We start from the raw sequence: 25,096 nt of genomic DNA on the forward strand, positions 1-25,096 counted from the left end.
CCTCGCTTGCATCTGCTCTATTAAGCGACATCCGACATCTCATACAATCGGTTATGCCCGTTAACGAATCGATCATAAGCGACTAACGCATAGAAAGATTGATCCGTTGCCATCAAATCGACTTCGCCAGGCTTCGCGCCTCCGTTGTCAATACCGCCCGGCTTCACATGATAGAAGCCGCCGCCTTTAGCCGAGAAGCCAAGCAGCGCGTCAAGCGCCGACTTGCCGTTCTTCACGAAACGCGGGTCTTTAGCCGCGTCGATGCCAAGTCCCGATAGAGCCACGATGACCTGTGCAATACTCTCGGCATTCGAAGAGCCCCAGCTTTTATAGCCGCCGTCTGCCTGCTGCGCCTTGGACAGCCATGCCAAGCCTCGGTCGACAGCCGCTTTAACCTTCGCATCCGTCACATAATACGGCGTAAGGCTTTGGATCGCCATCCCGGTAATGTCCGGATCCGCAGCTGCGGCATCTTCTCCAAGCGCCCAGCCTCCGCCGGCTACTTCTCTCCCGAGAATGAAGTCGATCAACAATTCCTTCGTCGTCTGCACCTTGACTTCAGGGTCGACCGGAATGTTATACGCTTTGCTGTCCAGCGCGATCAGAGCGAAGATCGGTCCATTAATGCCTTGCTTAATAACCGTATTGAAATCAGCCAACGGCTTAAGCAGATCATAGCCGGCTACGTCGTCAACCCTCTTGCCGATCGCCGATAGGGCCAAGATGACCCTATCGTATTCGGTATATTTGACGCTATGAAGCTTGCCTTCCTTCTCCTTCAAGATCCGTTCCACATTTGCATAATACTTCTCATAATACGTGCTCTGTACAGTCACCCCCGAACGGGCCAACCCAAGCACCGTCCATTCGCCGCCGATGCTCGCGATAACCGGATCGGTTACCGTTGTCTGCAAGTAAGCTGCCGTTTCCTCCAACTGCTTGCTTATTCGACTGTTGCCAGAATCACCAGCACTTTGCTCCTTGTGACCGTAAGCACGCATAGCAACGACTGCCGCCATCTCGCGAGTTACAACCGCTTTCGGCTGGAAAAGGTTCGCGTAGCCTTGCATCCACTCCAGTCCTACGACTGTGAGCACATCGCCTTTTGCCCAGGCGGAGACGCTGCTTAGATCCTCTACTGCAACAGCAGGCTCAGCCTGCTCTACGCCGAATGCTCGAACGATGATTGCTGCCATCTGCTCGCGGTTGATGCTGTCGTTTGGCTTGAATTGCTCGCCGTAGCCGTTAATAATGCCAGCCTTATAAGCGGCGTTCACGTACGGGTAGAACCAGTTCGTACGGTCAACATCCTTGAAGCTAATCGCCTGCTCGATTGTCGTATCAAGTCCTAACATAACGGCAAGCATCTTCGTGAACTCGGCACGCGTTACCGCTTTTTTCGGATTGAACTTGCCGTTGCTGCCTTCAACGAAGAAGCGGTTGCTCGCTGCTCCGACTGCTTCGTACGCCCATGGCGAGATCGAAGCGCTGTCCGCATACAATTTGGAAATATCTGCAACCTCATCTTGTATCGTAATCGGAGTATTCTCGTCCTCTGCAGCGAATGCTATACTAGCTCCGTTCGTAAATACAACAGAGAATAGGATGCTTGCAACAAGCAGCCACGCTAAATACTTCTTCCTGGTCATCTTTTTATTACTTCCTTTCAAGTCCTTCTATTTCTACTAAACTTTTCTAACATGGATCAGTCCGCACAAAAAAACCTTCCGCCGCAATCGGCAAAAGGTTTAATAGAGCACACAGCAAAAAGCCCGCACTAAAAAACATCCTCCTATCGCTCGTAGAATGAATGGCATATCGAAACAGGCAGGTATTCTGGCTCAAGCGTCATCGCCCTTGCATCCTTCCCGGTTTCCCAGTGGCTTTTTGCAAGAACTCTTCTAATACAGCGGCGGGACCGCGCGAGATTTACACTCGCTTCCCTTTTAACCAATCGACAGCTCGACGAAATCGAGACTATTCATTGGCACCTGTTCTTACTATGAAATTATGTTGCTAATATTATATGATTGCCCGTCATTTGTCATGCTATAGTTTTTAAATGTGGTAAAATAGGACGAAGCCACACACTACGATGATGAGGTGCCCATATGTCCATTAGCTTCACTTCTTCAATTATTAGCCGTCTAAAAAGAGAAATTACCGATACGCAGAAACAGCTTGCGAACGATAAAACAAAACTTGCAAAAGTAAGCGCGAAAATAAAACAACTGCAAAAAGACAGTAAACTGAGCTCTTCGCCAAGCGACCTAAGCAGCAAAATGACCCAGCTTACAAAGCTGAAGGATGAAGCAGCGAAGCTTGAAGCTTCGCAAGCAGACTTAACGAAACAACTAACGGCGAAAAACGCCGAGCTTAGACAGCAGCTTGCTAAGTCGAAGCCGTAATAAGAAATAAAAGCTTCCTTAGCGCATGATAACATGCCTTCGGAAGCTCTATTTTTTAAAAAGCAATTTACGTTAATTTGACAAGGCTGTAGTTTTTCTTGCCTTTGCGGATAATGATGAATTTGCCGCCGATTGCATGCTCAGCGGAAATGCTGAACTCCAGGTCGGTAATCTTTTCACCGTTCATTGAGATTGCGCCATTCGATACGTCTTCCCGTGCCTGACGCTTCGACGGTTCGATACCAATCTCGACGAGCCACTCCACGATGTTTTTCGCTTCGCCTTCGCCGCTAGCCTCGAACGTCGGCATTTCTTTGAAGCCTTGCTCGATCTCGTCTGCCGTAAGCGAACGAATATCACCGCTGAACAGCGCCGCCGTTATACGCTTTGCTTGCTCCAGAAGGTCTTCGCCATGAACGAAACGAGTCATCTCTTCCGCAAGCGCCTTCTGTGCTTCACGCTTATGCGGTTCGGTCTCCACCTTTTCCGCCAGCGCTTCGATTTCCGCTTTGCTGAGGAACGTGAAGTACTTCAAGTATTTCACAACGTCGCGGTCATCGGTGTTCGCCCAGAACTGGTAGAACTCGTAAGGTGTCGTCTTGTTCGGATCAAGCCATATGGCTCCGCCGGCCGTCTTGCCGAACTTCGTGCCATCCGCCTTAAGCATAAGCGGAATCGTAAGACCGAACGCCTTCGCCTCAGAGCCTTCCTTCTTGCGGATCAGATCAAGACCGCTCGTAATATTGCCCCATTGGTCAGAGCCTCCGATTTGCAGCTGCACATCCTCGTGTTGGTACAGGTGCAAGTAATCGAGCGATTGAAGAATTTGGTACGAGAATTCCGTAAACGATATACCGCTATCCAACCTGCTTGCTACGACATCCTTCGCCAGCATCGTGTTGAGATTGAAGTTTTTGCCGTAGTCACGGAGGAAGTCAATGATATTGAGTTTATGCGTCCAATCGTAGTTGTTCACCATGCGAATCTCGTTGTCGCCGTCCGTGATGAACAGCTTACGCAGTTGAGCACTTAGCGCATTCACGTTGTCCTGTACCTGCTCAAGCGTCTGCAGCGAGCGTTCAGTAGAACGTCCGCTCGGGTCGCCAATCGTACCTGTCGCTCCCCCGATCAGAATAACCGGACGATGACCGGCTAGCTGGAATCGCTTCAGCACCATGAAAGGAATCAAGTGTCCGATATGCATACTGTCGCCCGTCGGGTCAACGCCGCAATAAAGCGATACCGCCTTCGTATTCGTTAATTCACGCAAGCCCTCTGCATCTGTCTGCTGATTAATGGCGTCACGCCATTCGAGTTCGTCGATAATGTTCACAGCCACACAACTCCCTTTTTTCGTTAAATGTAAATAAAAACAAAAAACGCCCCTAGTCTATAAAAGACTAGGGACGATTAATAACCGCGTTACCACCCAAATTACACGAACCTATTACAACAAAAACGTTCGTGCCACTCTCGGTGATGTATCGTTCACCATTCCGCTTGGCATTACCCAAGATACTCCGGAGTGTACTTCGCGATCTCTGTGTGTGCCAGGTCCCATCGACCCCTGGCTTTCTGTAACAGGGACAAAGCCGCTACTGCGCTCGTTCAACGTATATCACGTATGAGATTACGACAATTATAGAGAATTGCGAATCGAAAGTCAACAAACGAAATGACGTCGGTTCATAACTCCATTATTCACTCCGTTCGATCAATAACCGCCATCCCACTGCGGCACACGCAACAACTAGAACGCCAGCTGCAATAAGGATTGTCTCCACTTTCACAGCATCTCCGAGAGGACCGAACAGCAGCATGCCCAGCATAAGCGCGAATGAATTCGACACCTGCATGAAGCTGAATACACGGCCATGCATCTGTGGATCAACCTTCTCCTGCAGCATGACAGTGAGGGGAGAGTTGAAAGAGGGCGATGTAATGCCTATCAGCAGATTGAATAGCAAATACAGACCAAAATAAGGAGCGGTACCGAGTGCAATCATTAGCAGACCGTACAGCGAGCATGCGAGCAGTGTCGTCAGCAGCCGATTTCGGAAGCCGCCCCATGCTGCTATGACGATTCCCCCGATGAGCATACCTGCGCTAAAAGTCATTTCACTCGCAGATAGGCGCCATACCTCTGAGCCGAACGAACGGCTAACCATTAACGGTGTCAGAAAAGCGGCTGGACTAATAAGCAGCATAACTGCGAATAGAAAGACGAGTAAGCGGCGGATATAGGCATGCTCCTTCAAGTACGCGAATCCTTGCTTTATATTTTGACCGCTGTTGGTTCCTGCCTTGGACTCATTCACGAGCGTCGGCACAGCAATCCCCAGCATGATGCTAATTCCTATCGCTGCCGTTACGACATCAATAAGCAGAGCCGTCTCGATCGTGGCAAAAGAAAGCACTGCCGCACCTGCCGCAGGCGACAGAAACATCATCAGCGAAGAAATGCTGCTGTTGATGCCGCTTACTCGCATGAGCTTATCTTTAGGCACAATCTGCGGAATGATCGCTTGAACGGCCGGTGTCTGAATACCCGTGCCGAACGAGCGAATGAGCAATACCGGATAGAGCAGCGTTATATCGTTATATCCTGCTATGAACAGTAATGCTAATAGGAGTGTGGCGCTGGCAATTAGACCATCTGCAAGCATAATCATCCTTTTGCGGTTGTAACGGTCGATCCACACCCCCGCGAACAGTGAGATTAGAATCTGCGGCAAGAAGCCGCACACCGTGGAAATCATAAGCATCGTCCCCGAAGATGTATGCAAAGTGATATACCAAATAATCGCGAATTGAACCATGGAAGAACCGAATAAGGAAATCGTCTGAGCGGTCAGGAAGAACGTTATTTTTCGCTGCCAACCTTTATCATTTATGTTGTTATCGATATGCATAATGTGAACACTCCTGTTAAATTATCATATTTACACGCAAAGAAGCTGCCGACAAAACCGTCAGCAGCTTCTTAATCCTACATTATCGGCAGAGAGCATCACGAAAGAAGCGTACAAACATACGCTATTTTTCCATACATGCGATCTGCCGATGATAGATGGGAAGCGTAAGCGATTACGCTTCCCGATTAAGCTCCGCACAACGTTCATCGTTTGTCATTTGTCCGGAGCAGCGTGTTGGATAACGTTTCACAGTGTTCAAGCGACTAGTGTCCATCTTCGAACATCCTTTCATTTGATGCCATTGTAGTATGGCTATCCTACGATGTCAACAAATGACCAAGACAGCCCTTATACAATCCCATAGAATCGCGCGCAGTTGCCGCCAAGTACCTTTTCCCTATCTTCGCTCGACAATTGATCCGCATAGTGAATCACGATATTCATAACAGATTGATAATCGCGGCTAAGCAAACTAACTGGCCAATCCGATCCAATCATAAGCCGATCAGGCCCGAATGCTTCGAATACGACGTCCAAATACGGCTTGAACTGCTCCGGATTCCATACCGACGTATCCGCTTCCGTTACCATGCCCGACAGCTTGCAATATACGTTATCGTTGGCTGCCAACGCCTTTATGTTCCAGCTCCATTCGACTATCGATCCATCGCTAATTCGGGGCTTCGCTAGATGATCAACAACGAAGGGCTGCTCCGGCAATCGCTCTACTAAACGAATCGCATTCGGCAAATGCTTCTCGAAGATCAACAAGTCATATGTCAAACCATACTCCCCTAGAATCGACAATCCGCGCAAGAAGTCATCTCGCAGCATAAAACCATCGTCTGGTTCGTCATGAATAACATGCCTGACTCCTCTTAGCTTCGGTTTCTTGCTGAATGCTTCGAGTTGCTGACGAATATCAGGCGAGCATAACTCTACCCAGCCGACAACGCCTTTAATAAAGTCATACTGATCCGCGAGAGTAAGAAGCCACTCGGTCTCTTGCAGCATCTGTCTCGCTTGTACCGCAATAGCCCCATCGAATGTTATGGAATCCAGCAGCGGCTTAAGATCCGTGGGCAAAAATTTTTGCTTCAAAATGCTTTCTTGCTCACCGATCCACGGATAATCCTCAGGACGATAATCAATAAAATGCTGATGCGAGTCGAGTCGCATAGTTTCACCTTCTTCGTTATTCATTATTTTCACTCCAATGCTTACCAAGAAAGGTTATGAATAGGTCTTAGAAGCTGCTGCACGTCCTGGAACAGATCCAGATCAATCGGTTCGTTCACCCACGATACATTTTTGACGATATTGGCCGGGTTCGCTGTACCGACAAGCGTCGTCGGAATGGCCGGATTAGCGATCGCATACTGGATGGCTAGCTTAGATAAGTCCTTGCCTCGTTCCTGGCATAGCTGCGCTGCCGCTAGGCAGGCGCGTTTGATTTCTTCCGTTGCCGGATGCCAATCGGGAGGCCCTTGCCTGCTTAACAATCCCATTGAGATTGGCGACGCATTGATAAGCCCCACTCCTTTTTCTTGCAACAGCGGAAGAAGCTCCGTTAGACGATTATTATTCAAGCTGTAATGGCAGTACGAAATAATAGCGTCTACTTGCGTCTGCTCAAGCACAGAACGGAAGATAATGAGCGGGAATCCCGTGATGCCGGTGAACCGGATTTTTCCTTGCTCCTTTAACTTCTGCAAGGCTGGTATGCTTTCCTCTATGATTTGGTCTATATTGCCGAATTCAATATCATGCAGATGAAGGATGTCGATATAGTCCGTATTCAATCTTGCAAGGCTTTCTTCCACGCTTCGAAAGATTCGATCTGCCGAGAAATCGAATTCATTCTCCCCATAGCGTCCCGCCTTCGTCGACAGAATGAATCGGTCCCGCTGCACGGTCTGCAGCGCTTTGCCCAGCACGGTCTCCGCTTTCGTCAGCCCATAGTAAGGCGAGACGTCAATGAGATTAATGCCTTGATCGAGCGCCTCATGGACGGTACGAATGCCTTCCTTTTCATCAATGTTCTTGAAGACGGAACCGAGCGAAGAAGCTCCAAAACTAAGTGCCGACACATTCAAGCCTGTATTCCCTAACGCCCGATATTGCATGCGAATAGCCACCTTTGTTAGTTATTAAAATAAATTACCTATATACTTACTTAACTTTACTAAGTAAGTATATAGGTCGACTCCTCTAAGTGTCAATCAAATAAATACGCCCCTCGGAGAGGGGCATACGCGCGCTTACAGTAAGGTCTGATCTCCCCCAACATCAAACAACCGTTTGATGAGGAAAGTAGCTGATCCGATAGCCGCGGATTGCTCTGCAAGTTCAGATACGACAATCCTCGTGTTGCGACCGGCATATTTCATTTGGTAGCGCTGGGCGTTATCATGTATAGCCGTAATAAAGCTTGATCCTGCCCGTGACAGCCCTCCTTCAAGGACGATCATTTCCGGATCGAGCAGGTTAATCACTTTCGCAAGCGCGAGACCGATATATTCTGCAGCATCTCCTATGATTCGCTGCGCAGCGTCGTTCTGACGGCCTGCGGCCTCGAAAACATCCTTCGCCTCAAGCCGGCCTTCATCGGCTTTCTTCCGAATAATCGCATCTTCCAGAACGCTGATCTCCGCACGAGCGCGTCTAGCGATGGCATCACCCGATGCAAGAGCCTCAAGACATCCAGGATTGCCGCATACGCATATAGGGCCGTCCTTTTCCATCGTCATATGCCCTAATTCACCTGCGCTGCCCGAGCCTCCGCTGAACAGTTCGCCGTCAAGGAACAAAGCCGAACCGATGCCATGCCCTAGATTGACGCAGATGAAGCTATTAACGTCGTCGCGTCCATAACCAAACCATTTCTGAGCCATAGCCATGGAATGGGTAACATTATGGACTACCATCGGCATTGCATACCGAGCTTTAAGCGCGGACAGTAGCTCGATCCGCTCCCAATGGAAGTCGGGCGAGAACAGTACCGTGCCAGTCTCCTTATCAAGCAGTCCAGGCATGCCAAGTCCGATGCCTAGCAGGCATTCCTGCTCGACCTCCGATTGAGCGATGACCGTATCGATGGAAGCAGCGATACGATCAATAATGACATCAGGCGAATCGTCTACCATAGTCGGCACCGAGTGCTTATACACAATGTTCGCCGACATATCCATCAGAATACATAAAATATTCGTCGTTCCAATGTCGACGCCTACAACATAATGGCGATCCTGTACAAACTCCAACAGTTGGGGCGGCTTGCCTCCGCTGCTCTCCCCTTTGCCAGTCTCTTTCACAAGTCCGCGTGCGATCAATTCATCCGTTATCTTCATAACGGTTGGAATGCTCAGGCCCGTACTGCGGGCAATTTCCGCCTTGAATACTTGTCCTGAAGCCCGGATGGCCTGCAGCACATTTCTCTTATTCATCGTATTTATAACGCTTTTATCTATTTTCATCGTTGCTGCGCACCCGCTAACTTATTTCATTTACTTAAGTAAGTGTATGAACGGGTGCAGCGAAAGTCAAGCTATCCTCCAGCCGAAGAAAACGGATTCTGTGCATCAAACGCAAAAAAATGATACTATGTATGATGGGTAAAGGACTTTACAATAAGCAACTCATCATTATGATGCAACAAAGGAGATTATATGAGTAACGAACACAATTTTTGGCTTGATTTACCGAGGCCGTTTTTTATATTAGCCCCAATGGAAGATGTCACAGATGTGGTATTTCGTCACGTCATTAGCGAAGCTGCAAAACCTGACGTATTTTTCACGGAATTCACAAGTACAGAAAGTTATTGTCACCCCGTAGGAATAGACAGTACTCGTGGTCGGCTAACGTTCACAGAAGATGAGCAGCCGATCGTCGCTCATATTTGGGGCAATAAGCCCGCATTGTTTGAACAGATGAGTATCGATATGAAAAAGCTTGGTTTTCGTGGTATCGATTTAAACATGGGGTGCCCCGTACAAAACGTCGCATCCAATGGAAAAGGTGCGGGTTTAATCCAACATCCTGAACTTGCGGCAGAAATTATTCAAGCAGCCAAAGCAGGCGGATTACCCGTTAGTGTTAAAACAAGATTGGGATACTTTGAGATTGAAGAGTGGCACGATTGGTTATCGCATATATTGAAACAAGATATTGCGAATCTATCCATTCATCTTCGGACAAAGAAAGAAATGAGTAAGGTAGAGGCGCACTGGGAACTAATCCCTGAAATCAAAAAATTACGCGATGAAATAGCTCCAAATACGTTATTGACGATAAATGGAGATATTCCTGACCGTGCAACAGGATTGAAGCTAGTTGAACAATACGGCGTTGATGGCGTCATGATTGGCCGCGGCATCTTCACCAATCCATTTGCTTTTGAAAAAGAACCTAAAGAACATAGCGCGAAGGAGTTTCTCAATCTACTGCTTTTACAGTTAGATCTTCACGATAATTATTCAACAGAAACCTCACCGCGTTCATTTAAACCGCTTCTTCGCTTTTTCAAAATCTATGTTCGCGGGTTTAGAGGCGCAGGCGAACTAAGAAACCAATTAATGGATACCCGATCTACTGATGAAGTACGTCGTCTAGTACTTCCTGTATTAGAGCAAGAATTAGATTGAAACTACAAAAAATGAAGCCCCGCAAGTTCAAAGAACTTACGAGGCTTCTTTTGTGTTACCATTTAGAGGTTTTCTTACGAAAAACCCTTGATGTATAAGGGATTAATCCCTTATTACCGCATGGAGCGCACTTTGCTCCATCAGTGATGAAATCTACCGCTTAAACGCGGTTGCTCATCATCGAATTACTTCGATAATGATTTCATTACATCATGCCGCCCATACCGCCCATGCCGCCCATGTCTGGCATGCCGCCGCCTGCGCCTTTAGGCTCAGGTTTGTCAGCAACAACCGCTTCAGTCGTCAAGAACATAGCAGCAACGGAAGCTGCGTTTTGCAGCGCGGAACGCGTTACTTTAGCAGGGTCAACGATACCTGCTTCGAACATGTTCACCCATGCGCCAGTAGCTGCGTTGTAGCCTACGCCGATTGCTTCGTTTTTCAGACGCTCAACGATAACGGAGCCTTCTTGGCCTGCGTTCGCTGCGATCGTGCGGATTGGCTCCTCAAGGGAACGAAGCACGATGTTAACGCCCGTTTGCTCGTCGCCGTCTGCTTGAACAGCGGCAACAGCTTTGTATACGTTCACGAGAGCTGTACCGCCGCCCGATACGATACCTTCTTCCACAGCTGCGCGAGTGGAGTTCAGGGCATCTTCGATGCGAAGCTTGCGCTCTTTCAATTCTGTTTCTGTAGCTGCGCCAACTTTGATTACCGCTACGCCGCCAGCAAGCTTAGCAAGACGTTCTTGCAGCTTCTCACGGTCGAAGTCGGAAGTTGTTTCTTCCAGTTGAGCACGGATTTGGCTCACGCGAGCTTTAATGTCGGCCGAGTTGCCAGCGCCATCAACGATGATCGTGTTTTCTTTCGTGATGCGGATTTGACGAGCGGAACCGAGTTGGTCGACAGTCGTCGATTTCAGCTCAAGGCCAAGCTCTTCCGTGATCACTTGTGCGCCAGTAAGAGCCGCGATATCTTGCAGCATCGCTTTGCGGCGGTCGCCGAAGCCAGGAGCTTTAACCGCTACGCATGTAAATGTGCCGCGAAGTTTGTTGACGATAAGCGTAGCTTGCGCTTCGCCTTCTACGTCTTCAGCAATGATCAGCAATTGCTTGCCGGATTGTACGACTTTCTCAAGAACCGGAAGGATCTCTTGAATGTTCGTAATTTTTTTGTCAGTGATCAGGATGTACGGGTTGTCAAGAATCGCTTCCATTTTATCCGTATCCGTAATCATGTAAGGGGAAACGTAACCGCGGTCGAACTGCATGCCTTCAACCACTTCAAGCTCTGTTACGAAGCCTTTCGACTCTTCTACTGTAATAACGCCGTCGTTGCCGACTTTCTCCATCGCTTCCGCGATCAGTTGGCCAACTTCTTCGTCAGCAGAGGAGATCGAAGCAACTTGTGCGATCGATTGTTTGCCTTCGATTGGTTTCGAGATTGCTTTCAGCTCTTCAACAGCTGCTTTAACGGCTTTCTCGATGCCTTTGCGGATAACCATAGGGTTAGCGCCAGCTGTAACGTTTTTCAAGCCTTCGCGAATCATCGCTTGTGCAAGAACAGTCGCAGTAGTTGTACCGTCGCCTGCTACGTCATTTGTTTTTGTAGCTACTTCTTTAACCAGTTGAGCGCCCATGTTCTCGAACGCATCTTCCAGCTCGATTTCTTTGGCAATGGATACACCGTCATTCGTGATGAGCGGGCTGCCGAATTTTTTCTCCAAAACAACGTTGCGGCCTTTAGGACCGAGCGTTACTTTAACCGCGTTCGCAAGCGCGTCAACCCCGCGAAGCATAGCGCGACGTGCGTCTTCACTAAATTTAATTTCTTTAGCCATGATTGTCTTGACCTCCTAGAAATAGGTTTAAGTAGTGTTGCCTCTTACTGTCTAGCGTTCTATGTGACCCGAATAAGTGACGGGCAGCTTATCCAAAAATAGCGTGAATGTCGCTTTCTTTCATAATCAAATACTCTTTGCCTTCGTATTTGATTTCTGTTCCTGCATATTTGGAGAACAGAACGCGATCGCCTTCTTTAACTTCCAATGCAACGCGAACGCCGTCCTTAAGCGTGCCGCTGCCAACTGCCACCACTTTGCCTTCTTGCGGCTTCTCTTTTGCCGAATCCGGCAATACGATTCCGCTAGCAGTCGTTTCTTCCTTCGCGATCGGTTCGATCAATACGCGTTCACCCAAAGGTTTAATCATTGAAAATAGCCTCCTTCTAAATTTGTCGCTTATTGGTATTTCGTTAGCACTCGTAAGCATGAAGTGCTAACAATCCATTTTATCATACTCATTTTCAGGTCTGATTTCAAGTGCTTGGGACTATTTTGCGATAAATTCATAAGTCCTGATTATGTACAGACATCGTCGCCAAGCCTACTTGTTAGCTTATCCTAATCACGTACCATTCATGTGTACATTATTTGATCGCTTTATCGATTGGAAAAGACATGCCCGACCACGCCTTTCTCGACGTCCAGTCCTGTGTTGCACCGCTCCAGAACGGATGATCGGCAGGCAAGCCAAGCGGGAGAAATACAGCTGCGCACAAATAAACGCTGCCGGTGGATATATAATGCTCGCCAACGCCCGGCTGATGCCCGCAGAAGCCGATGGTCAGCCATCCGTCCTCCGAGAAGTTGCCCGGCATCTCAAGCGTTCGCCTTATAACAGCTGTTAGCGCACTGCGTACCCCAGCTGGATCGAGACCGGCAGGCAGATCGTCACGCAGCGCACTCTGCGCAAGACTTTGGAACGCACCGAACCGATACGCAAGCGATCTGCCAATCGGCGGATACGTACCATCAGGCGCGATTAAGCGCTCCTGCACCTCGGCGAATCGACGTGCCCGCGTATGAACCGCTTCCCGCATCGAGCTCCATTCTTCATACGTATCCCCTACGGCTGCCAAAACATCGACAAGCATAGGCTGAATAACGAAGCTATTGTAATAATCAAAGTGGAAATCAGGCCCATCTCCATATACGCCGTCGCCTAGATACCACTGCTCATGCTGCTTCAATGCGTAATCGACGCGCATATGATCCCAATCGGCCTCGCCAAGGAGGCATAATGCTGATTCAATGGTAGCCGCGAATAGCAGCCAGTTGCTGAACACAGGCTTCCTCAATCGTGTCTGCTTAAGCGCATGAATGACATTCTCTTTCACGCGCGGCTCAAGAGCCCCAAGCAGCTCTTTCGGTGAACGAAGCAGCGCTTGCGCAACGAATGCCGCATCGACGATCGGCTGCAAACCGTCCCCGAAATTCATATAGTCGGGCGATAACGGATCGGTTGCCGCATCCAATCCGGCCCTTGACAGCTCCGCATAACGTTCGCGCAGCTCTCCTTCCGCTCCGTATCGCTCACCGTTCTCCAGCCATGGCGCAATACCGGACAGCAATCGGCCAAACGCCTCCAAATGCGAGTACTTGCCCCTTTCTACTGCGGATTCCGCCGTTCCGCTGCTCGTTTCAATCGGCATAGCCAGCTTTAACCGTCGTTCTGCCAGCGCCTCCAGAACAGGACCTCCAATCGCATCAAGCTGCTCCAACCAATAATCCCGGTCCTCCACCTCATCGTGAATCGTTTTGCCGCTTCGCATCCTATACCCGACTCTCCTTTCAGCCTGGTTTAACATGGTAATCACCTTGCTCTCTCTATGTCTGCACGCCTAAGTAGGAATAAGTTGTTATGTGGTAAATTATACTCTATTTCCTATTAATCGACGATCCATCTACTCTACCAAAATAGCGATTGCTCAAAAAAAAACCGCATCACGATGTATACATCGTCTGCGGCTTCCATTGTGACAACATCCTACTCCGAGCGGTATTGCAAACCGTTCATAATGAATGCTGTCATATCTTCAATCATCATCTCTATAGAGTCTCGTTCTTGACCCTGCAGCACTGTCCAATACTCATTATCGCGGTGAAATAGAAGCGTACCGACAATCGACATCAGCACGGTATCCAATGAACGGAAATCGAACTTGCCAAGTTCACGGCCCTGCTCTAACCAAATGCGCAACTGCTCCCACATCGGCATCACATGCTCACGAATCTTCTTGATCCGTGGCGTGTTGAGCACAATCTCCTGTTGAACAATGCGGATAAGCTCAGGCTCGGCCTGGCGGTAGAGCGTTACCTCACGGATAAGCAGCCGGACGCCAGCGACCGGTTCGATCTGCTCGGCCTGCAAGGTGCGTATTTTATCATTAGGGAAAAAATTTTCGAACAAGGCAGCGAACACATTCTCTTTGCCTCCAAAATGATACGATACAAGGGCTACATTAGCGCCAGCCGCTTCGCAGATTTGCCTTACTGATGTACCTTCGAAGCCGTTCTCGGCGAACAGCTTCTTAGCTGCATGCAATATTCTTACTTTTATATCGCTATCCAAGTTTGACATGGCGTTCCTCCGTCAAAGCTGTTCTTTAGCTAATTATTTATGGCTTGCGATGGCAGCCGTTGGCTGCGGAGCAGGCTGACGACGTTTAACCGCCACCGCGAAGACGCTAACAGCAACGGCTATTACAGCGATAATGAGCAAGCTAATAATATCTGAACCGACCGCTGGACCGCCGAATAGCAAATTCATATTGCCATCGACTGCGTAAGTAGCCGGCAGCGCACTGCCTAAGCCCGTGTAGAAATCAGATAACAGCTCCCGCGGAACGATTGCTCCGGACGATACAAGCTGTGCCGATAGCAGCATAATGTTGAACAGCATGCCGGCCATTCCGAACAAGTACAGGAACATTTGGGACACGAACATGAAGGTAAGCAGGAATACGAACTCGAAAAGCCAAAGCAGCAGGAATCCTTGTTCGATCTGCCCCCCAAGAGCGACTAGTAGAGAAGCGCCTACGAGAGATACGAAGAATGCAGCCGCAATATTAATGATGCTGCGCGCGCCGAAACGTTTCCATCTGCTTAGTTGGCCGCTTACGGCCATCGAAGATTGCTCTAAATTCATCCCCATAATCATCGCTCCAACGTATGATGCAAGTACCATCATCATCGGAACCATCTGATTGTTCATCCCTTGTACCACATTTGTCGATTGAATATCGGATACGACACGTTGTGACAAGCTCGCAGCTGCAGTCGTAGCTTGCTCTTGCGGCATGTTCAAGCTTCCTAGTACATTTTGCAGTCCTGCCGTTACGGCTTGTGTGTTGACCTCCGAAGTAATCTGCGCAGCCGCGCCGCTCATAATGCTTTTAATTAGAGCCGGATTCGACTCATTGAGCAAGTATTGCACCGAAGCTTGCTCGCCTTGCGCAGATGCTTTCTGCGAGAAGTCGGCCGGTACGTACACAATCATCTGCAGATCGCGTGCGTCAAGCTGTTCCTTCGCTTCATCAAGATTATCGAGCTGAACCATGTCGAACGGCAGCTCCTTCACCAAATTAGCTGCAATCTGCTGCCCGAACTGCGCATCCTCATTAACAACCGCAATACGAAGCTGATCTACGCGATCCGTTACACCGTTATAGCCCGTCATCCAAATGACCGAAAAAATAATTTGAAACATCAAAGCTGTGACAATACCAACGATCGTCGTCGGCCGTTTCATAAATGCTTTTATTGCTGCTCCCATTCCTATCCACTCCTCTGTCTATGTTAAACATTCGTTTAAAACAACTGTTTAAATGATACTGCCGGATTTCTTTTCTGTCAATAATTAAAAATCCCCTGCCTAATGATGGCAGGGGATTTTCGGGATATGATTTATCGATTAATCAAATTTGCTGCTTGTAGAAGACGGCGCACGAGAGCAGCCGCCTCCGCGCGGCTCAGATCCGATTCGGGATCCAGCTTGCCGTCATGGCCTTTCAATAGTTCTAAGCTGATTGCGGCAGCGACATCGTTACGCGCCCAAGCGGACACTTCGCCTCCATCCGCGAACGCAGTCAACATACGGTTAACCTCTTCGGCGTTTAATTCCGATTTCAGCTTCGCGATGCTCGTTGCACGAGCAAGCACGACCGTCGCTTCTTGTCGGCTAATGCGCGCATTCGGACGGAACGAACCGTCATCATAACCTGAGATCAGATTATAATCGGTTGCTGCCTGTACAGCACCAGCAAACCAATTGCTTGCACTAACGTCTTTATAGTCGTTCTCATAATTCGCTTCCTGAATTCCAAGCGCGCGCATAACGATTGCCAAGAACTCCGCTCTCGTAATCGACGAATCGGGATCGAATTCCGTAGCCGTTACGCCTTGGACGATCAAGCGCGAGTACATGTCGTTCACGTCTGCTTTCGCCCAATGGTTTTTGACGTCTTCCATTTCGCTCGGGTTATAGATAACCGCATACGTGCTGTTGGTCAAGCTGTTGACGTTCGCATACGTTTTACCCTCACGTTGCTCGACGGCGGTCGGTACATGGTGCAACTCGCCGTTTGGCGTAAGGACGACACCTGTCGTAATGTTATTCGGATCGGTTCCGTTCGGAATAACAATGGATCGCTCTACGTAGCTGTTGAATTGGCTCACATTTACGGATTTCGAACCGTATGTCGCAGTTATTTCGAAGTCAATCGGCGCTGAAATCAATTGGGCGCCTTTCTCTTGCGCTGCCGCCTGTGCTTTGTTCTTGTTCGTTTCAGAAGTCTCGAGGATTCGAATGCTAATGGTAATATCCTCTAATTTCACATCTTTGCCGAGCTGCGAAGAGATGTCGTTGATATTCAGCTGTGCTGCCGGAAGCGTGTATGTCGCTTTGTCGGTTATGATTTCAATAGTGCCGTCTTTCGACACCAACGTTTTGAGCAAGCTTCCGTTCAACTGGACGATAATATCCTGGCTATCACCCGTTACCGGAATGGTTAGCAGCTTATTATTGTCGCGATTCAGCTTGTCGATCACTTTAGAGCTATCCAGAACGACCGTCGTCACGTTTCTTCCGTTTTCCTCGCTCTTCTGCGCGGTTGCCAATTGCTCCTGCTTCACGCCGTCAAGGATGATTTCGATACCGGGATCGGTTGGCTCCGGCGTGCTATTGGATCGATCCGATTTGAAGCGCGCCGTATACGTAATATTGCGGCTGACAACGGTGGTTGCCACTTGATCTTCCGTGAGAAGCCTCGATCCTCCATTGCTGTTCCAACCTACGAACGTATAACCTGAATCAGCCGTTGCGGTTGGCACAGAAACTGGAGTGCCTCCTTCGATAACCGGCTCACTGCTCGGACCGCTGATGCTTCCACCGGTTCCTGCCTGATAGGAAACCGTGTACGTAGGAATTGGCGTCCAGACTGCATATAACTGGATGCTTTGCGTCATGTCGATCGTATCTCCTGGGTCATACTCGACTGTCGTCGTGTCTGGTGACGTAGCCCATCCCGTGAATACGTATCCGGTTTTCTCCAAATCTCCTTCGTCGGCTACCGTAGCGATTTCGTCCGGCTCATAGGCCCGATCATCCAGCGGAGCCGTTCCTGAGGAACTGCCATTGCCGTCGTAAATAACGGAAGCTCTCAACGTCGAGATGTTTCCACGGAAAATATTGGTACTGTACACGTGACCGGAGCTGTCAGCAGCGACATCGAAAATACCTTGGGCAGCAGGCATAGCCTCTAGCTCCGTCCAATCGTTCGAATCGCCATTATAGCCAAGCTTCATAATGCTTCCAGTAACAAAGCTCACGACATGTACGTTATCGTACACATCAATACCCATTCCGTATGGAAGGAACGGCATCGCACCCGTTGTTGTAGCCGGCGTTACATTTATCCAATCGGAAGTTCCGGCCGGCAGCTTAAGAATTTCCCCACCGCCGCCGTTCGACATCCCCGAGTATGGCAACACGCCGATAAATAAATTGCCTTCGCCATCAACCACAATATCGAATACGATTACGTTCGACAAGGTGGCAAAGGCAGAATTTGTAATGTCATCCCATTCTGTATCACCGCTCGACAATTTCAAAATTCGCGGCGCCGGCACGGACATACCGCCGTTGTTGCTGCTGTCGACTGCGTACACGTTGCCTTCCCGATCGGCTGCAACGCCCATCGCATACCGCAGTGTCTCGCCGTGCGTAATATCGATCCATGAATCTGTACCGTTATCCAGCTTCAGAATGCGGGCATCGTTGTTCAGGTTGGAACCGCTTGTCGTGTTATCGGTGACATACACGTTCTTATCTTCATCGACCGCAATGCCGAGCGGATAGGTGACATCAGAATCGTATGTAATTTCGGTTACCGATTGGCCGTTGTCCGATAAAATCTCCAACTTGCCGGCGATGTTATCATCACTCATGAATCCACCGAACTCAGTTACATAAAAGTTGTCATCCTCGTCAATGGCCAGCGAATATGGAACATATACATCATCCGTCACTGATGAGCTACCTACTTGAGAGTAAATAGAGTCCGTAAAATCCATCCATGTCAACGGTCCCGTATAGGGTGGCGTTTCGGAAGGCTTGGGGGTATACGAAGCCGCCGAGGCGGTTCCGCTTACGCCCAACGAACCTAGCGCCAGCAAAATACTCATCAGTACAGCAGCCATTCTTGCTTGAAACGAATTTCGTATCATCTTGTTGTCATCCTCTTCTCTTTTTAATAAACTTCGTGTACATTTTTAAAATTATTGCATGACTCGACACCAGTTTAAGTTAATATTCGACTTAATAACTAGGTATTAAGTATCATTTTAACAAAATTATTCAGTCAATAAATAGATAAATTTAAATAAAAAATTGAAATAAATGATTATTTCCTATAAATACGGCCAATTTCAACCATAATAAAAACGCAGTCCAATTGGACTGCGTTTGCGCTATTAAAGAAATCTGTCGAGAAAAACCTCGACAGCCATATTGGATACACATAAGTTACTCGTTAAACTGAAATCGAGCTATCCTTGTCCGAATTCCGCTTCCCATCTGGCATCCTTATCCTGCTGCTTGCGATACACAAAGCCTGACAGAATAACACTGACCTCATACAGCAATATTAACGGTATGGCAACCAGTACGTCCGATATGAAATCCGGCGGTGTCACTGTTACGCCAATGAATATCATAATAAAGTAAGCGACGCGGCGCATCTTGCGCAGCCGTTTCGGATTAAGCAGCCTAATCGCTGTGAGGAACATAATAACGAGCGGCAGCTCGAACAGTAACGAGATCGGTATTAGAATATTAAACATAAACGTAAAGTATTGCGCAATTCCGTACGTTTCCTCTAAGTTCAAATGCTCCGATACGCTCCTAGTAAAGTTAAAGGCGAGCGGAAACACAACAAAGTACGAAAAGGCGAGTCCGATCAAAAACATAATGAGCGCGAACGGCACATATTTTAAGGTCGATCTCTGCTCATGCTCATGCAGCGCAGGCTTTACGAACGCCCATAGCTGGTAAGCAATGATCGGCAACGCAATAATTAACGCTATGACGAAAGCAAACTTCATGTACATGCCGATACCGTCCCATAGCGAGAACGTATGAAGCGATATCGTATTCGCAGGCTTCTGACTCATTAGGAAGTTGTAGACCCGTTGAGCCAGCAGAAGTCCTACTACAAGTCCTAACGTAAGAGCAATCAGTATGTATACGATACGTTTGCGCAGTTCGCCGAGATGTCCAAGCAGCGGCATAAGCCCTTCTTCACCAATTAGCTGCCTGCGCGACTTTTGCTCTGACGAGCTGTTTTGATCCGATCCCATCCATTATATCCTCCATTCTGCAAGAACGGCCTTGATCATACTTATACAAATATCGTTCAACAAAAAAGCGGGCCCGGTCAGTCCGGAAGCCGCTTATTGTTCTTCTCCAAATTGTCTACCCGATTCACTTCAACACGATTCGTATCCTTGTCCTTGCGATCATCGTCTTCCATGATGTCCTTTGCTCCTGCCTTGAACTCGCGCAGCGTCCGTCCGAATGCCCGTCCAAGCTCTGGCAGCTTGTTAGGACCGAACAGCAGCAATGCGACAAGAACGAGCAATATAATACCTGTTGCGCCTATGCCTGACATTCCAAAACCTCCTATACAATAACGTAATTAGCAGTTGCGGTCTCACAATTATTACCTAGCTCTGTGTGGCAAGACAATGCGAGGTTCGCTTTAACAGCCGTATAGCCCTCCGTACCCCATATCTACAATGTCGTCCTGCATAATCGTATCTCCAGCGAGAATACGAGGCAGCAGTACATCGAATGATGTATAAGGATCATGCATAACGCAGCCTGGCAGTCCCATTATCGGCACCCCGTCCAAATAGCCGATCAATAGCATAGAGCCTGGCAGCATCGGCGTTCCGTAACTGACAATGTGAGTACCGGCTTCCTTAATCGCGCCTGGCGTTCGATCATCTGGATCAACCGACATTCCGCCTGTTACTAGTATCATATCATACCGTTTGCCCAGCAAGTAGTGTATTTCCTTGACAATTATTTGTCGATCATCAGGGGCGAAGCGCTGTTCTGCAACCTTTGATCCGAGTGCTTCCAGCTTGCTCTTAACGGCTGGACCGAATTTGTCCTCGATTCGTCCACTGAACACTTCTCCGCCCGTTGTAAGCAATCCCGCTTTTAATGAACGAAGCGGACGCACACGGATGGGCGCAGCGCCATCATGTGCTGCCCTGTATTCTTCCGCCATTCGTTCAACTTCCTCGACCTTCGCTTTCGGAACATAAAGAGGAATCGCTCTCGTTGCCGCCAACTGCCTGCCAGTCTCAGCGACCGTATTCGTCTTCACCGTAGCCAGCGCAATATCGCCAAGACGATTAATAGCATCCACAATTGAACGATCAATATGAACAAGGCCTTGAGCGCTCGCCTTCATGCTGACCTTGCCCTCATGCGGCTCATTAAGCACTATACCCTCGCCGTACAAAGCTCTAGCCATCCGTATCGCAGCATCATCCTCATGGAGATCATTATCGCCAAGCTCCATGATGTAAATATGCTCTTTGCCAATGTCGAGCAACTTAGGAATATCAGCCTCCGTCACCAGATGGCCTTTCTTGAATAACCTTCCCTTGAACTGACCAGGGATAATCTGCGTGAGATCATGCGCAAGTCGCAAGCCGATCGCATCGTACACCGACACTTCCCTCAGCCTCGTGGATTGAACGGACGACTCAGTTGCGGATGCAGACGTTATTTCCGGTTTATCGTTCGTGTTGCTCATGCTCTATGATCACCAAGTCTTCCCGACAAAATGTCCAATGCATGCGGCAATTGATCCATTATCGCCATCAAGCTCTCATGTACACCCTTCGGACTGCCAGGCAAGTTAACGATTAAGGAGTTGCCGCGAATGCCGCATACGCCTCTCGATAGCATCGCTCGTCTCGTCTTCTGCAAAGCACCCATTCGCATAGCCTCAGCCAGTCCGGGAACGACACGATCGATTACCTTCATCGTCGCTTCCGGCGTAATATCTCTTGCGGCAAGCCCAGTACCGCCTGTCGTAAGCACGAGATCCGCGTGGAAATATTCCGTCATCTCAATAATAGCCGCCATAATCTCATCCTGCTCATCTGGAACGATTCGATAATCGACGATTTCCCCGCCAAGCTCTTCTTCGATAAGCTCGCGAATCACTTGTGCGCTCGTATCCTCGCGTTCCCCGCGCGAGCCTTTGTCGCTTGCCGTCAGTATGGCTACCTTCCAACGCATCTGCTATTCCTCCCATCCAAGTCCGATTACAGGTTTGTTGATATTCGGTAATCGCCGCTCTTGCCGCCGCTCTTCGCAATGAGCTGCGTCGGTCCGATAATCATATCCTTCTGCAATGCTTTGCACATATCGTATACGGTCAGCGCAGCCGCAGATACCGCAGTCAGCGCCTCCATCTCAACGCCTGTCTTACCGGTCGTCTTAACCGTTCCTTCTATATAAAGCTCATCCGTTCCATTATCGGTAAATACAATATTCACGCCTGTTAGCGGAAGCGGATGACACATCGGTATCCAGTCTGATGTTTTCTTAGCAGCCATAACCGCTGCCACCTGAGCAACGGCAAGAACATCGCCTTTGCCGATTGTTCCTGCCTTGATGCGCGATAATGTGTCCGGATTCATCTTCACCAGCGTACTTGCTGTTGCCGAGCGAGCCGTAACTTCCTTATCCGATATATCCACCATGCGCGCGCGGCCTTGTTCGTTAAAGTGAGTCAGCTCCACCACTATTCGCTCCTTCTATCCATACTCTTCTGCTTCCTATATTGTCAAATATAGCTGACGCTGCGTCAATATTCCATTCATACGAATATCATGCGGCTCAAGCATCAATTCCTCTACCAATTGAGCTTCGAACGATGCTCCTATCCACTGAACGCGATTAACCGCTCTCCCAGCATCATAAAGCTTCGCAGCGAACCGATCATAATAGCCGCCTCCATAGCCCATTCTGCCGCCCTTCAGATCGAAAGCAATACCTGGTACAAAGATGACCTGCGGCATCCGCTTAGGATTAAGCTCCTCGGCTGCAAGCGGGTCCGGTTCCATTATGCCATATTCGCCAGGCTTCAATTGATCCCAGTTCTTGAGTCGGTAGAGTGTCATGGAGCGATCGGCAGAATTGCATTTGGGAACGATCACTTCCAGCCCCTTCTCCCAGCCCCATTCGATTAGAGATGAAAGATCCATTTCGCTGCGGAAGGATACATACGCCATAAAGGCTTCCTCCGAGCTTTCTTCCAAATACGCCGCTGCGTGTCCGCTAGCCGCGAGCGACCAAGCTCTCCGCTCTTCCTCTGCTAGCCCATTCCGTATTCGCGTCATTTCCGAGCGGATAGCCTGCTTCCCATTCCGTTCCTTATCCTCCATCAAGGGCAGACCACCTACTCTATGTCCCGTCATATGCTTCCATTTATTTTAGTTTACCACTCTTATACAACTTTCGCCAATGGAAGCGCCCATTTATGGTAAACTAGAGAGGATGGCAAGCAACAAATTCTGATGCAATTATTGGCTGGAGGTTTCAAGATGCTGCTGCAAGTATCCAACATAACGAAGAGCTACGGCGTTGACGTCGTACTATCCAATATTTCAATGCAAGTGCTGGAACGCGAACGAATCGGACTCGTCGGCGTCAACGGTGCAGGCAAATCGACATTGTTAAAAATTATTGCCGGCGAGATCACTGCCGATTCCGGTGATATTCATAAAGCGAAAGAAACCAGAATCGGTTACTTAGCGCAAAATAGCGGTCTTAACACGGATCGAACCATCGAAGCCGAGATGAGGGCTGTCTTCGCTCATCTGCTGGAGGCTGAGCAGGAGCTGCGCGATCTTGAAGTAAAGATTGCCGATCCTGCCTTGCATGATGATCAGAAACGTTATGCTGACACGCTTGAGAGATATGCGAAGCGTTCGGACTGGTTCCGCGAGCAAGGCGGATTCGAGATCAACACACGCATCAACAGCGTGCTGCACGGGATGGGCTTCGGACAGTTCCCGCCTGATACGCGAATCGCTACATTAAGCGGGGGACAGAAGACGCGTCTGGCGCTCGCCCGAATTCTACTGCAAGCGCCAGACCTGCTTATGCTCGATGAACCAACTAACTACTTGGACATCGAAACGTTGACATGGCTAGAGGGCTACCTGCGCGGATACTCCGGCGCAATCGTCGTTGTCTCCCATGACCGCTACTTCCTCGATGCGCTCGCCCAGACCATCATTGAGATCGAGCGTCATGTCTCTAAGCGGTATACAGGCAATTACAGCCGCTACATGGAGCTGAAGGCTGCCGATTATGAGAGTAATATGAAGCAATTTGAGAAGCAGCAGGACGAGATTTCCAAGTTGGAGCAATTCATACAAAAAAATATCGTACGGGCTTCTACGACAAAGCGAGCGCAGAGCAGACGCAAAGCACTGGATAAGATGGATCGCCTCGACAAGCCGATGGGCGACTTGAAGAAAGCCCACTTCAGCTTCGAGATTGAGCGAATGACCGGCAAGGACGTACTTGACGTCAGCGGCTTGTCCGTAACATTTCCTGGACAACCGAAGCCGCTATTCAATAACGTCTCCTTCCAGCTCTCCCGCAGCGAAACGGTTGCCTTGATTGGACCGAACGGGATCGGCAAATCAACATTGCTTAAAGTTCTGGTCGGACAGAACGAGCCTTCCAGCGGCACCGTCCGATGGGGGACGAACGTGAAGATCGGCTATTACGATCAAGAGCATACACGTCTGAACGGAAGCAACACCGTCTTGGAAGAAGTATGGAGCGCCTATTCTCACATGGAAGAAGCTCGAATTCGCACTGTTCTAGGCAACTTCCTGTTCAGCGGTGAAGATGTATTGAAGCGTGTCTCGTCGCTAAGCGGCGGAGAGAAGGCACGAGTTTCGCTAGCCAAGCTTATGCTCGCGCAAGCGAATGTGCTTATTCTCGATGAGCCTACCAACCATTTGGACTTGTTCAGTAAAGAGGTGCTTGAAGCAGCGCTTATGGATTACGAAGGCACGCTGCTATTCATCTCCCATGACCGTTACTTCCTAAATAAGATGGCCGAGCGTATTGTCGAATTAAATCCGAACGGTACAGATCATTTCCTAGGAAATTATGACGATATGATAGAGAAAAAATCCGAGATCGAGGAAGCGCGCCTTGAAGCGTTAGCTAAGCAAGCCACAAACACCTCCAAATCGGCAGCAATTGACAACGCTCCCGTTACTTCGTATGAGGCAGACAAGCAAGCGAAGCGAGAAGAGCGGAGTCGCCAACGGAAGCTCGAGCAGCTTGAGCAAGATATTGCTTCCGAGGAGCAGCAGATCGCTAAATGGGAAGAGAAGTTGGCTGACCCGGCTATTTTTAACGATTATGTTCGCATTCAGGAAATACAAGCCGAGATCGAGAAGCACAAGACCGCTCTGGCAAGCGCATATGAGGAATGGGAGAAATATATGTAGCTACGAAACAGAGAAATCGTTTCATGCAGCAATTCAGTCATCCATTATCTGAACAAACGATGCAATGGTTATCGAATGTAATTGAACCCACAGCCCGCATATCCACCGCGACTACCATCCAACAAATATCCTTTGGCAGGATAATAAGGTTAGCGGTATATATGATTAGTCTCGTTAATCGTATGAATGGCAAGAAGCCGGCTGGACATGGATAATTCATGT

22 protein-coding genes, 1 riboswitch and 1 other annotated feature are annotated in these 25,096 nt (G+C 48.9%); of the genes, 4 read left to right on the forward strand and 18 right to left on the reverse strand.

Going from position 1 to position 25,096, the window contains the following annotated elements:
* Positions 1–20 precede the first annotated feature (20 nt).
* Positions 21–1,649 (reverse strand): S-layer homology domain-containing protein, encoded by a 1,629-nt coding sequence (locus V8F51_RS14265; RefSeq protein WP_337100949.1) that lies wholly within the window; start codon positions 1,647–1,649, stop codon positions 21–23.
* A 160-nt stretch (positions 1,650–1,809) separates the two neighbouring features.
* Positions 1,810–2,010: riboswitch (cobalamin riboswitch) on the reverse strand.
* 101 nt (positions 2,011–2,111) lie between these two features.
* Here V8F51_RS14265 and V8F51_RS14270 point away from each other — a divergent pair.
* The gene (locus V8F51_RS14270) at positions 2,112–2,408 is read left to right on the forward strand and encodes a hypothetical protein (RefSeq protein ID WP_337100950.1); all 297 of its coding nucleotides are present in this window, start codon (positions 2,112–2,114) and stop codon (positions 2,406–2,408) included.
* Between the two features lie 67 nt (positions 2,409–2,475).
* On the opposite strand, the gene tyrS is transcribed toward V8F51_RS14270, so the two are convergent.
* From tyrS to V8F51_RS14295, 5 genes are all read right to left on the reverse strand, one after another.
* The gene (gene tyrS / locus V8F51_RS14275) at positions 2,476–3,741 is read right to left on the reverse strand and encodes a tyrosine--tRNA ligase (RefSeq protein WP_337100951.1); all 1,266 of its coding nucleotides are present in this window, start codon (positions 3,739–3,741) and stop codon (positions 2,476–2,478) included.
* A 66-nt stretch (positions 3,742–3,807) separates the two neighbouring features.
* Positions 3,808–4,029: a binding site (T-box leader), on the reverse strand.
* Positions 4,030–4,105: 76 nt separating this feature from the next.
* Entirely contained in the window at positions 4,106–5,320 is a 1,215-nt protein-coding gene (locus V8F51_RS14280) for an MFS transporter (RefSeq protein WP_442956428.1), read from the reverse strand.
* A gap of 351 nt (positions 5,321–5,671) precedes the next feature.
* Positions 5,672–6,526, reverse strand: a complete 855-nt coding sequence (locus V8F51_RS14285; protein ID WP_337100952.1) for an amidohydrolase family protein — start codon at positions 6,524–6,526, stop codon at positions 5,672–5,674.
* A gap of 17 nt (positions 6,527–6,543) precedes the next feature.
* Positions 6,544–7,449 (reverse strand): aldo/keto reductase, encoded by a 906-nt coding sequence (locus V8F51_RS14290; protein WP_337100953.1) that lies wholly within the window; start codon positions 7,447–7,449, stop codon positions 6,544–6,546.
* 135 nt (positions 7,450–7,584) lie between these two features.
* Positions 7,585–8,769 carry an ROK family transcriptional regulator gene (locus V8F51_RS14295; RefSeq protein ID WP_337100954.1) on the reverse strand — a complete coding sequence of 395 codons (1,185 nt, stop codon included), beginning with the start codon at positions 8,767–8,769 and terminating at the stop codon, positions 7,585–7,587.
* A gap of 222 nt (positions 8,770–8,991) precedes the next feature.
* Between V8F51_RS14295 and V8F51_RS14300 the strand changes: the two genes are divergently transcribed.
* Complete coding sequence (locus tag V8F51_RS14300; protein ID WP_337100955.1) at positions 8,992–9,969, forward strand: tRNA dihydrouridine synthase; 978 nt, start codon at positions 8,992–8,994, stop codon at positions 9,967–9,969.
* A 205-nt stretch (positions 9,970–10,174) separates the two neighbouring features.
* Here the strand turns inward: V8F51_RS14300 and groL are convergent, their stop codons facing one another.
* The 12 genes from groL to V8F51_RS14360 all read right to left on the reverse strand — a co-directional run bounded on the left by groL (position 10,175) and on the right by V8F51_RS14360 (position 22,780).
* A complete protein-coding gene (gene groL, locus V8F51_RS14305) occupies positions 10,175–11,809 on the reverse strand; it encodes a chaperonin GroEL (protein WP_337100956.1) in 1,635 nt (544 codons plus the stop codon).
* Positions 11,810–11,897: 88 nt separating this feature from the next.
* Entirely contained in the window at positions 11,898–12,179 is a 282-nt protein-coding gene (gene groES / locus V8F51_RS14310) for a co-chaperone GroES (protein ID WP_042170723.1), read from the reverse strand.
* Between the two features lie 217 nt (positions 12,180–12,396).
* Positions 12,397–13,581, reverse strand: coding sequence for a DUF2264 domain-containing protein (locus tag V8F51_RS14315; RefSeq protein ID WP_337100957.1), 1,185 nt, complete (start codon positions 13,579–13,581; stop codon positions 12,397–12,399).
* A 215-nt stretch (positions 13,582–13,796) separates the two neighbouring features.
* Entirely contained in the window at positions 13,797–14,390 is a 594-nt protein-coding gene (locus V8F51_RS14320) for a TetR family transcriptional regulator (protein WP_337100958.1), read from the reverse strand.
* Between the two features lie 33 nt (positions 14,391–14,423).
* The gene (locus V8F51_RS14325; RefSeq protein WP_337100959.1) at positions 14,424–15,584 is read right to left on the reverse strand and encodes a YhgE/Pip domain-containing protein; all 1,161 of its coding nucleotides are present in this window, start codon (positions 15,582–15,584) and stop codon (positions 14,424–14,426) included.
* Between the two features lie 131 nt (positions 15,585–15,715).
* A complete protein-coding gene (locus V8F51_RS14330; RefSeq protein WP_337100960.1) occupies positions 15,716–18,535 on the reverse strand; it encodes an S-layer homology domain-containing protein in 2,820 nt (939 codons plus the stop codon).
* Between the two features lie 321 nt (positions 18,536–18,856).
* Entirely contained in the window at positions 18,857–19,666 is an 810-nt protein-coding gene (gene tatC, locus V8F51_RS14335) for a twin-arginine translocase subunit TatC (RefSeq protein ID WP_337100961.1), read from the reverse strand.
* Positions 19,667–19,743: 77 nt separating this feature from the next.
* On the reverse strand, positions 19,744–19,977 hold the full coding sequence (locus V8F51_RS14340) for a twin-arginine translocase TatA/TatE family subunit (RefSeq protein WP_337100962.1): 234 nt from the start codon (positions 19,975–19,977) through the stop codon (positions 19,744–19,746).
* Between the two features lie 90 nt (positions 19,978–20,067).
* Positions 20,068–21,138 carry a molybdopterin-binding protein gene (locus V8F51_RS14345; protein WP_337100963.1) on the reverse strand — a complete coding sequence of 357 codons (1,071 nt, stop codon included), beginning with the start codon at positions 21,136–21,138 and terminating at the stop codon, positions 20,068–20,070.
* Positions 21,135–21,629: a MogA/MoaB family molybdenum cofactor biosynthesis protein gene (locus V8F51_RS14350; RefSeq protein WP_337100964.1), complete on the reverse strand. Its 495-nt coding sequence runs from the start codon at positions 21,627–21,629 to the stop codon at positions 21,135–21,137. The genes V8F51_RS14345 and V8F51_RS14350 overlap by 4 nt, the downstream gene beginning before the upstream one ends.
* A 26-nt stretch (positions 21,630–21,655) precedes the next feature.
* Positions 21,656–22,135 (reverse strand): cyclic pyranopterin monophosphate synthase MoaC, encoded by a 480-nt coding sequence (moaC, locus tag V8F51_RS14355; RefSeq protein ID WP_337101076.1) that lies wholly within the window; start codon positions 22,133–22,135, stop codon positions 21,656–21,658.
* Between the two features lie 36 nt (positions 22,136–22,171).
* Positions 22,172–22,780 carry a 5-formyltetrahydrofolate cyclo-ligase gene (locus V8F51_RS14360; RefSeq protein ID WP_337100965.1) on the reverse strand — a complete coding sequence of 203 codons (609 nt, stop codon included), beginning with the start codon at positions 22,778–22,780 and terminating at the stop codon, positions 22,172–22,174.
* Positions 22,781–22,939: 159 nt separating this feature from the next.
* Between V8F51_RS14360 and V8F51_RS14365 the strand changes: the two genes are divergently transcribed.
* Complete coding sequence (locus V8F51_RS14365) at positions 22,940–24,874, forward strand: ABC-F family ATP-binding cassette domain-containing protein (protein ID WP_337100966.1); 1,935 nt, start codon at positions 22,940–22,942, stop codon at positions 24,872–24,874.
* Between the two features lie 100 nt (positions 24,875–24,974).
* Positions 24,975–25,043: a phosphotransferase gene (locus V8F51_RS31580; RefSeq protein ID WP_442956433.1), complete on the forward strand. Its 69-nt coding sequence runs from the start codon at positions 24,975–24,977 to the stop codon at positions 25,041–25,043.
* The last annotated feature ends 53 nt before the right edge of the window (positions 25,044–25,096 follow it).

This window comes from Paenibacillus sp. YIM B09110 (assembly GCF_037167145.1).
In the GTDB taxonomy this organism is placed as follows: domain Bacteria; phylum Bacillota; class Bacilli; order Paenibacillales; family Paenibacillaceae; genus Pristimantibacillus.

Bases quoted from the DNA above. Each gene is read 5' to 3' on its own strand.
- V8F51_RS14265 (WP_337100949.1), bottom strand. From the start codon at position 1,649: ATGACCAGGAAGAAGTATTTAGCGTGGCTGCTTGTTGCAAGCATCCTA.
- V8F51_RS14270 (WP_337100950.1), top strand. From the start codon at position 2,112: ATGTCCATTAGCTTCACTTCTTCAATTATTAGCCGTCTAAAAAGAGAA.
- V8F51_RS14280 (WP_442956428.1), bottom strand. From the start codon at position 5,320: ATGCATATCGATAACAACATAAATGATAAAGGTTGGCAGCGAAAAATA.
- V8F51_RS14285 (WP_337100952.1), bottom strand. From the start codon at position 6,526: ATGAATAACGAAGAAGGTGAAACTATGCGACTCGACTCGCATCAGCAT.
- V8F51_RS14290 (WP_337100953.1), bottom strand. From the start codon at position 7,449: ATGCAATATCGGGCGTTAGGGAATACAGGCTTGAATGTGTCGGCACTT.
- V8F51_RS14295 (WP_337100954.1), bottom strand. From the start codon at position 8,769: ATGAATAAGAGAAATGTGCTGCAGGCCATCCGGGCTTCAGGACAAGTA.
- V8F51_RS14300 (WP_337100955.1), top strand. From the start codon at position 8,992: ATGAGTAACGAACACAATTTTTGGCTTGATTTACCGAGGCCGTTTTTT.
- groL (WP_337100956.1), bottom strand. From the start codon at position 11,809: ATGGCTAAAGAAATTAAATTTAGTGAAGACGCACGTCGCGCTATGCTT.
- groES (WP_042170723.1), bottom strand. From the start codon at position 12,179: ATGATTAAACCTTTGGGTGAACGCGTATTGATCGAACCGATCGCGAAG.
- V8F51_RS14315 (WP_337100957.1), bottom strand. From the start codon at position 13,581: ATGCGAAGCGGCAAAACGATTCACGATGAGGTGGAGGACCGGGATTAT.
- V8F51_RS14320 (WP_337100958.1), bottom strand. From the start codon at position 14,390: ATGTCAAACTTGGATAGCGATATAAAAGTAAGAATATTGCATGCAGCT.
- V8F51_RS14325 (WP_337100959.1), bottom strand. From the start codon at position 15,584: ATGGGAGCAGCAATAAAAGCATTTATGAAACGGCCGACGACGATCGTT.
- V8F51_RS14330 (WP_337100960.1), bottom strand. From the start codon at position 18,535: ATGATACGAAATTCGTTTCAAGCAAGAATGGCTGCTGTACTGATGAGT.
- tatC (WP_337100961.1), bottom strand. From the start codon at position 19,666: ATGGGATCGGATCAAAACAGCTCGTCAGAGCAAAAGTCGCGCAGGCAG.
- V8F51_RS14340 (WP_337100962.1), bottom strand. From the start codon at position 19,977: ATGTCAGGCATAGGCGCAACAGGTATTATATTGCTCGTTCTTGTCGCA.
- V8F51_RS14345 (WP_337100963.1), bottom strand. From the start codon at position 21,138: ATGAGCAACACGAACGATAAACCGGAAATAACGTCTGCATCCGCAACT.
- V8F51_RS14350 (WP_337100964.1), bottom strand. From the start codon at position 21,629: ATGCGTTGGAAGGTAGCCATACTGACGGCAAGCGACAAAGGCTCGCGC.
- V8F51_RS14360 (WP_337100965.1), bottom strand. From the start codon at position 22,780: ATGGAGGATAAGGAACGGAATGGGAAGCAGGCTATCCGCTCGGAAATG.
- V8F51_RS14365 (WP_337100966.1), top strand. From the start codon at position 22,940: ATGCTGCTGCAAGTATCCAACATAACGAAGAGCTACGGCGTTGACGTC.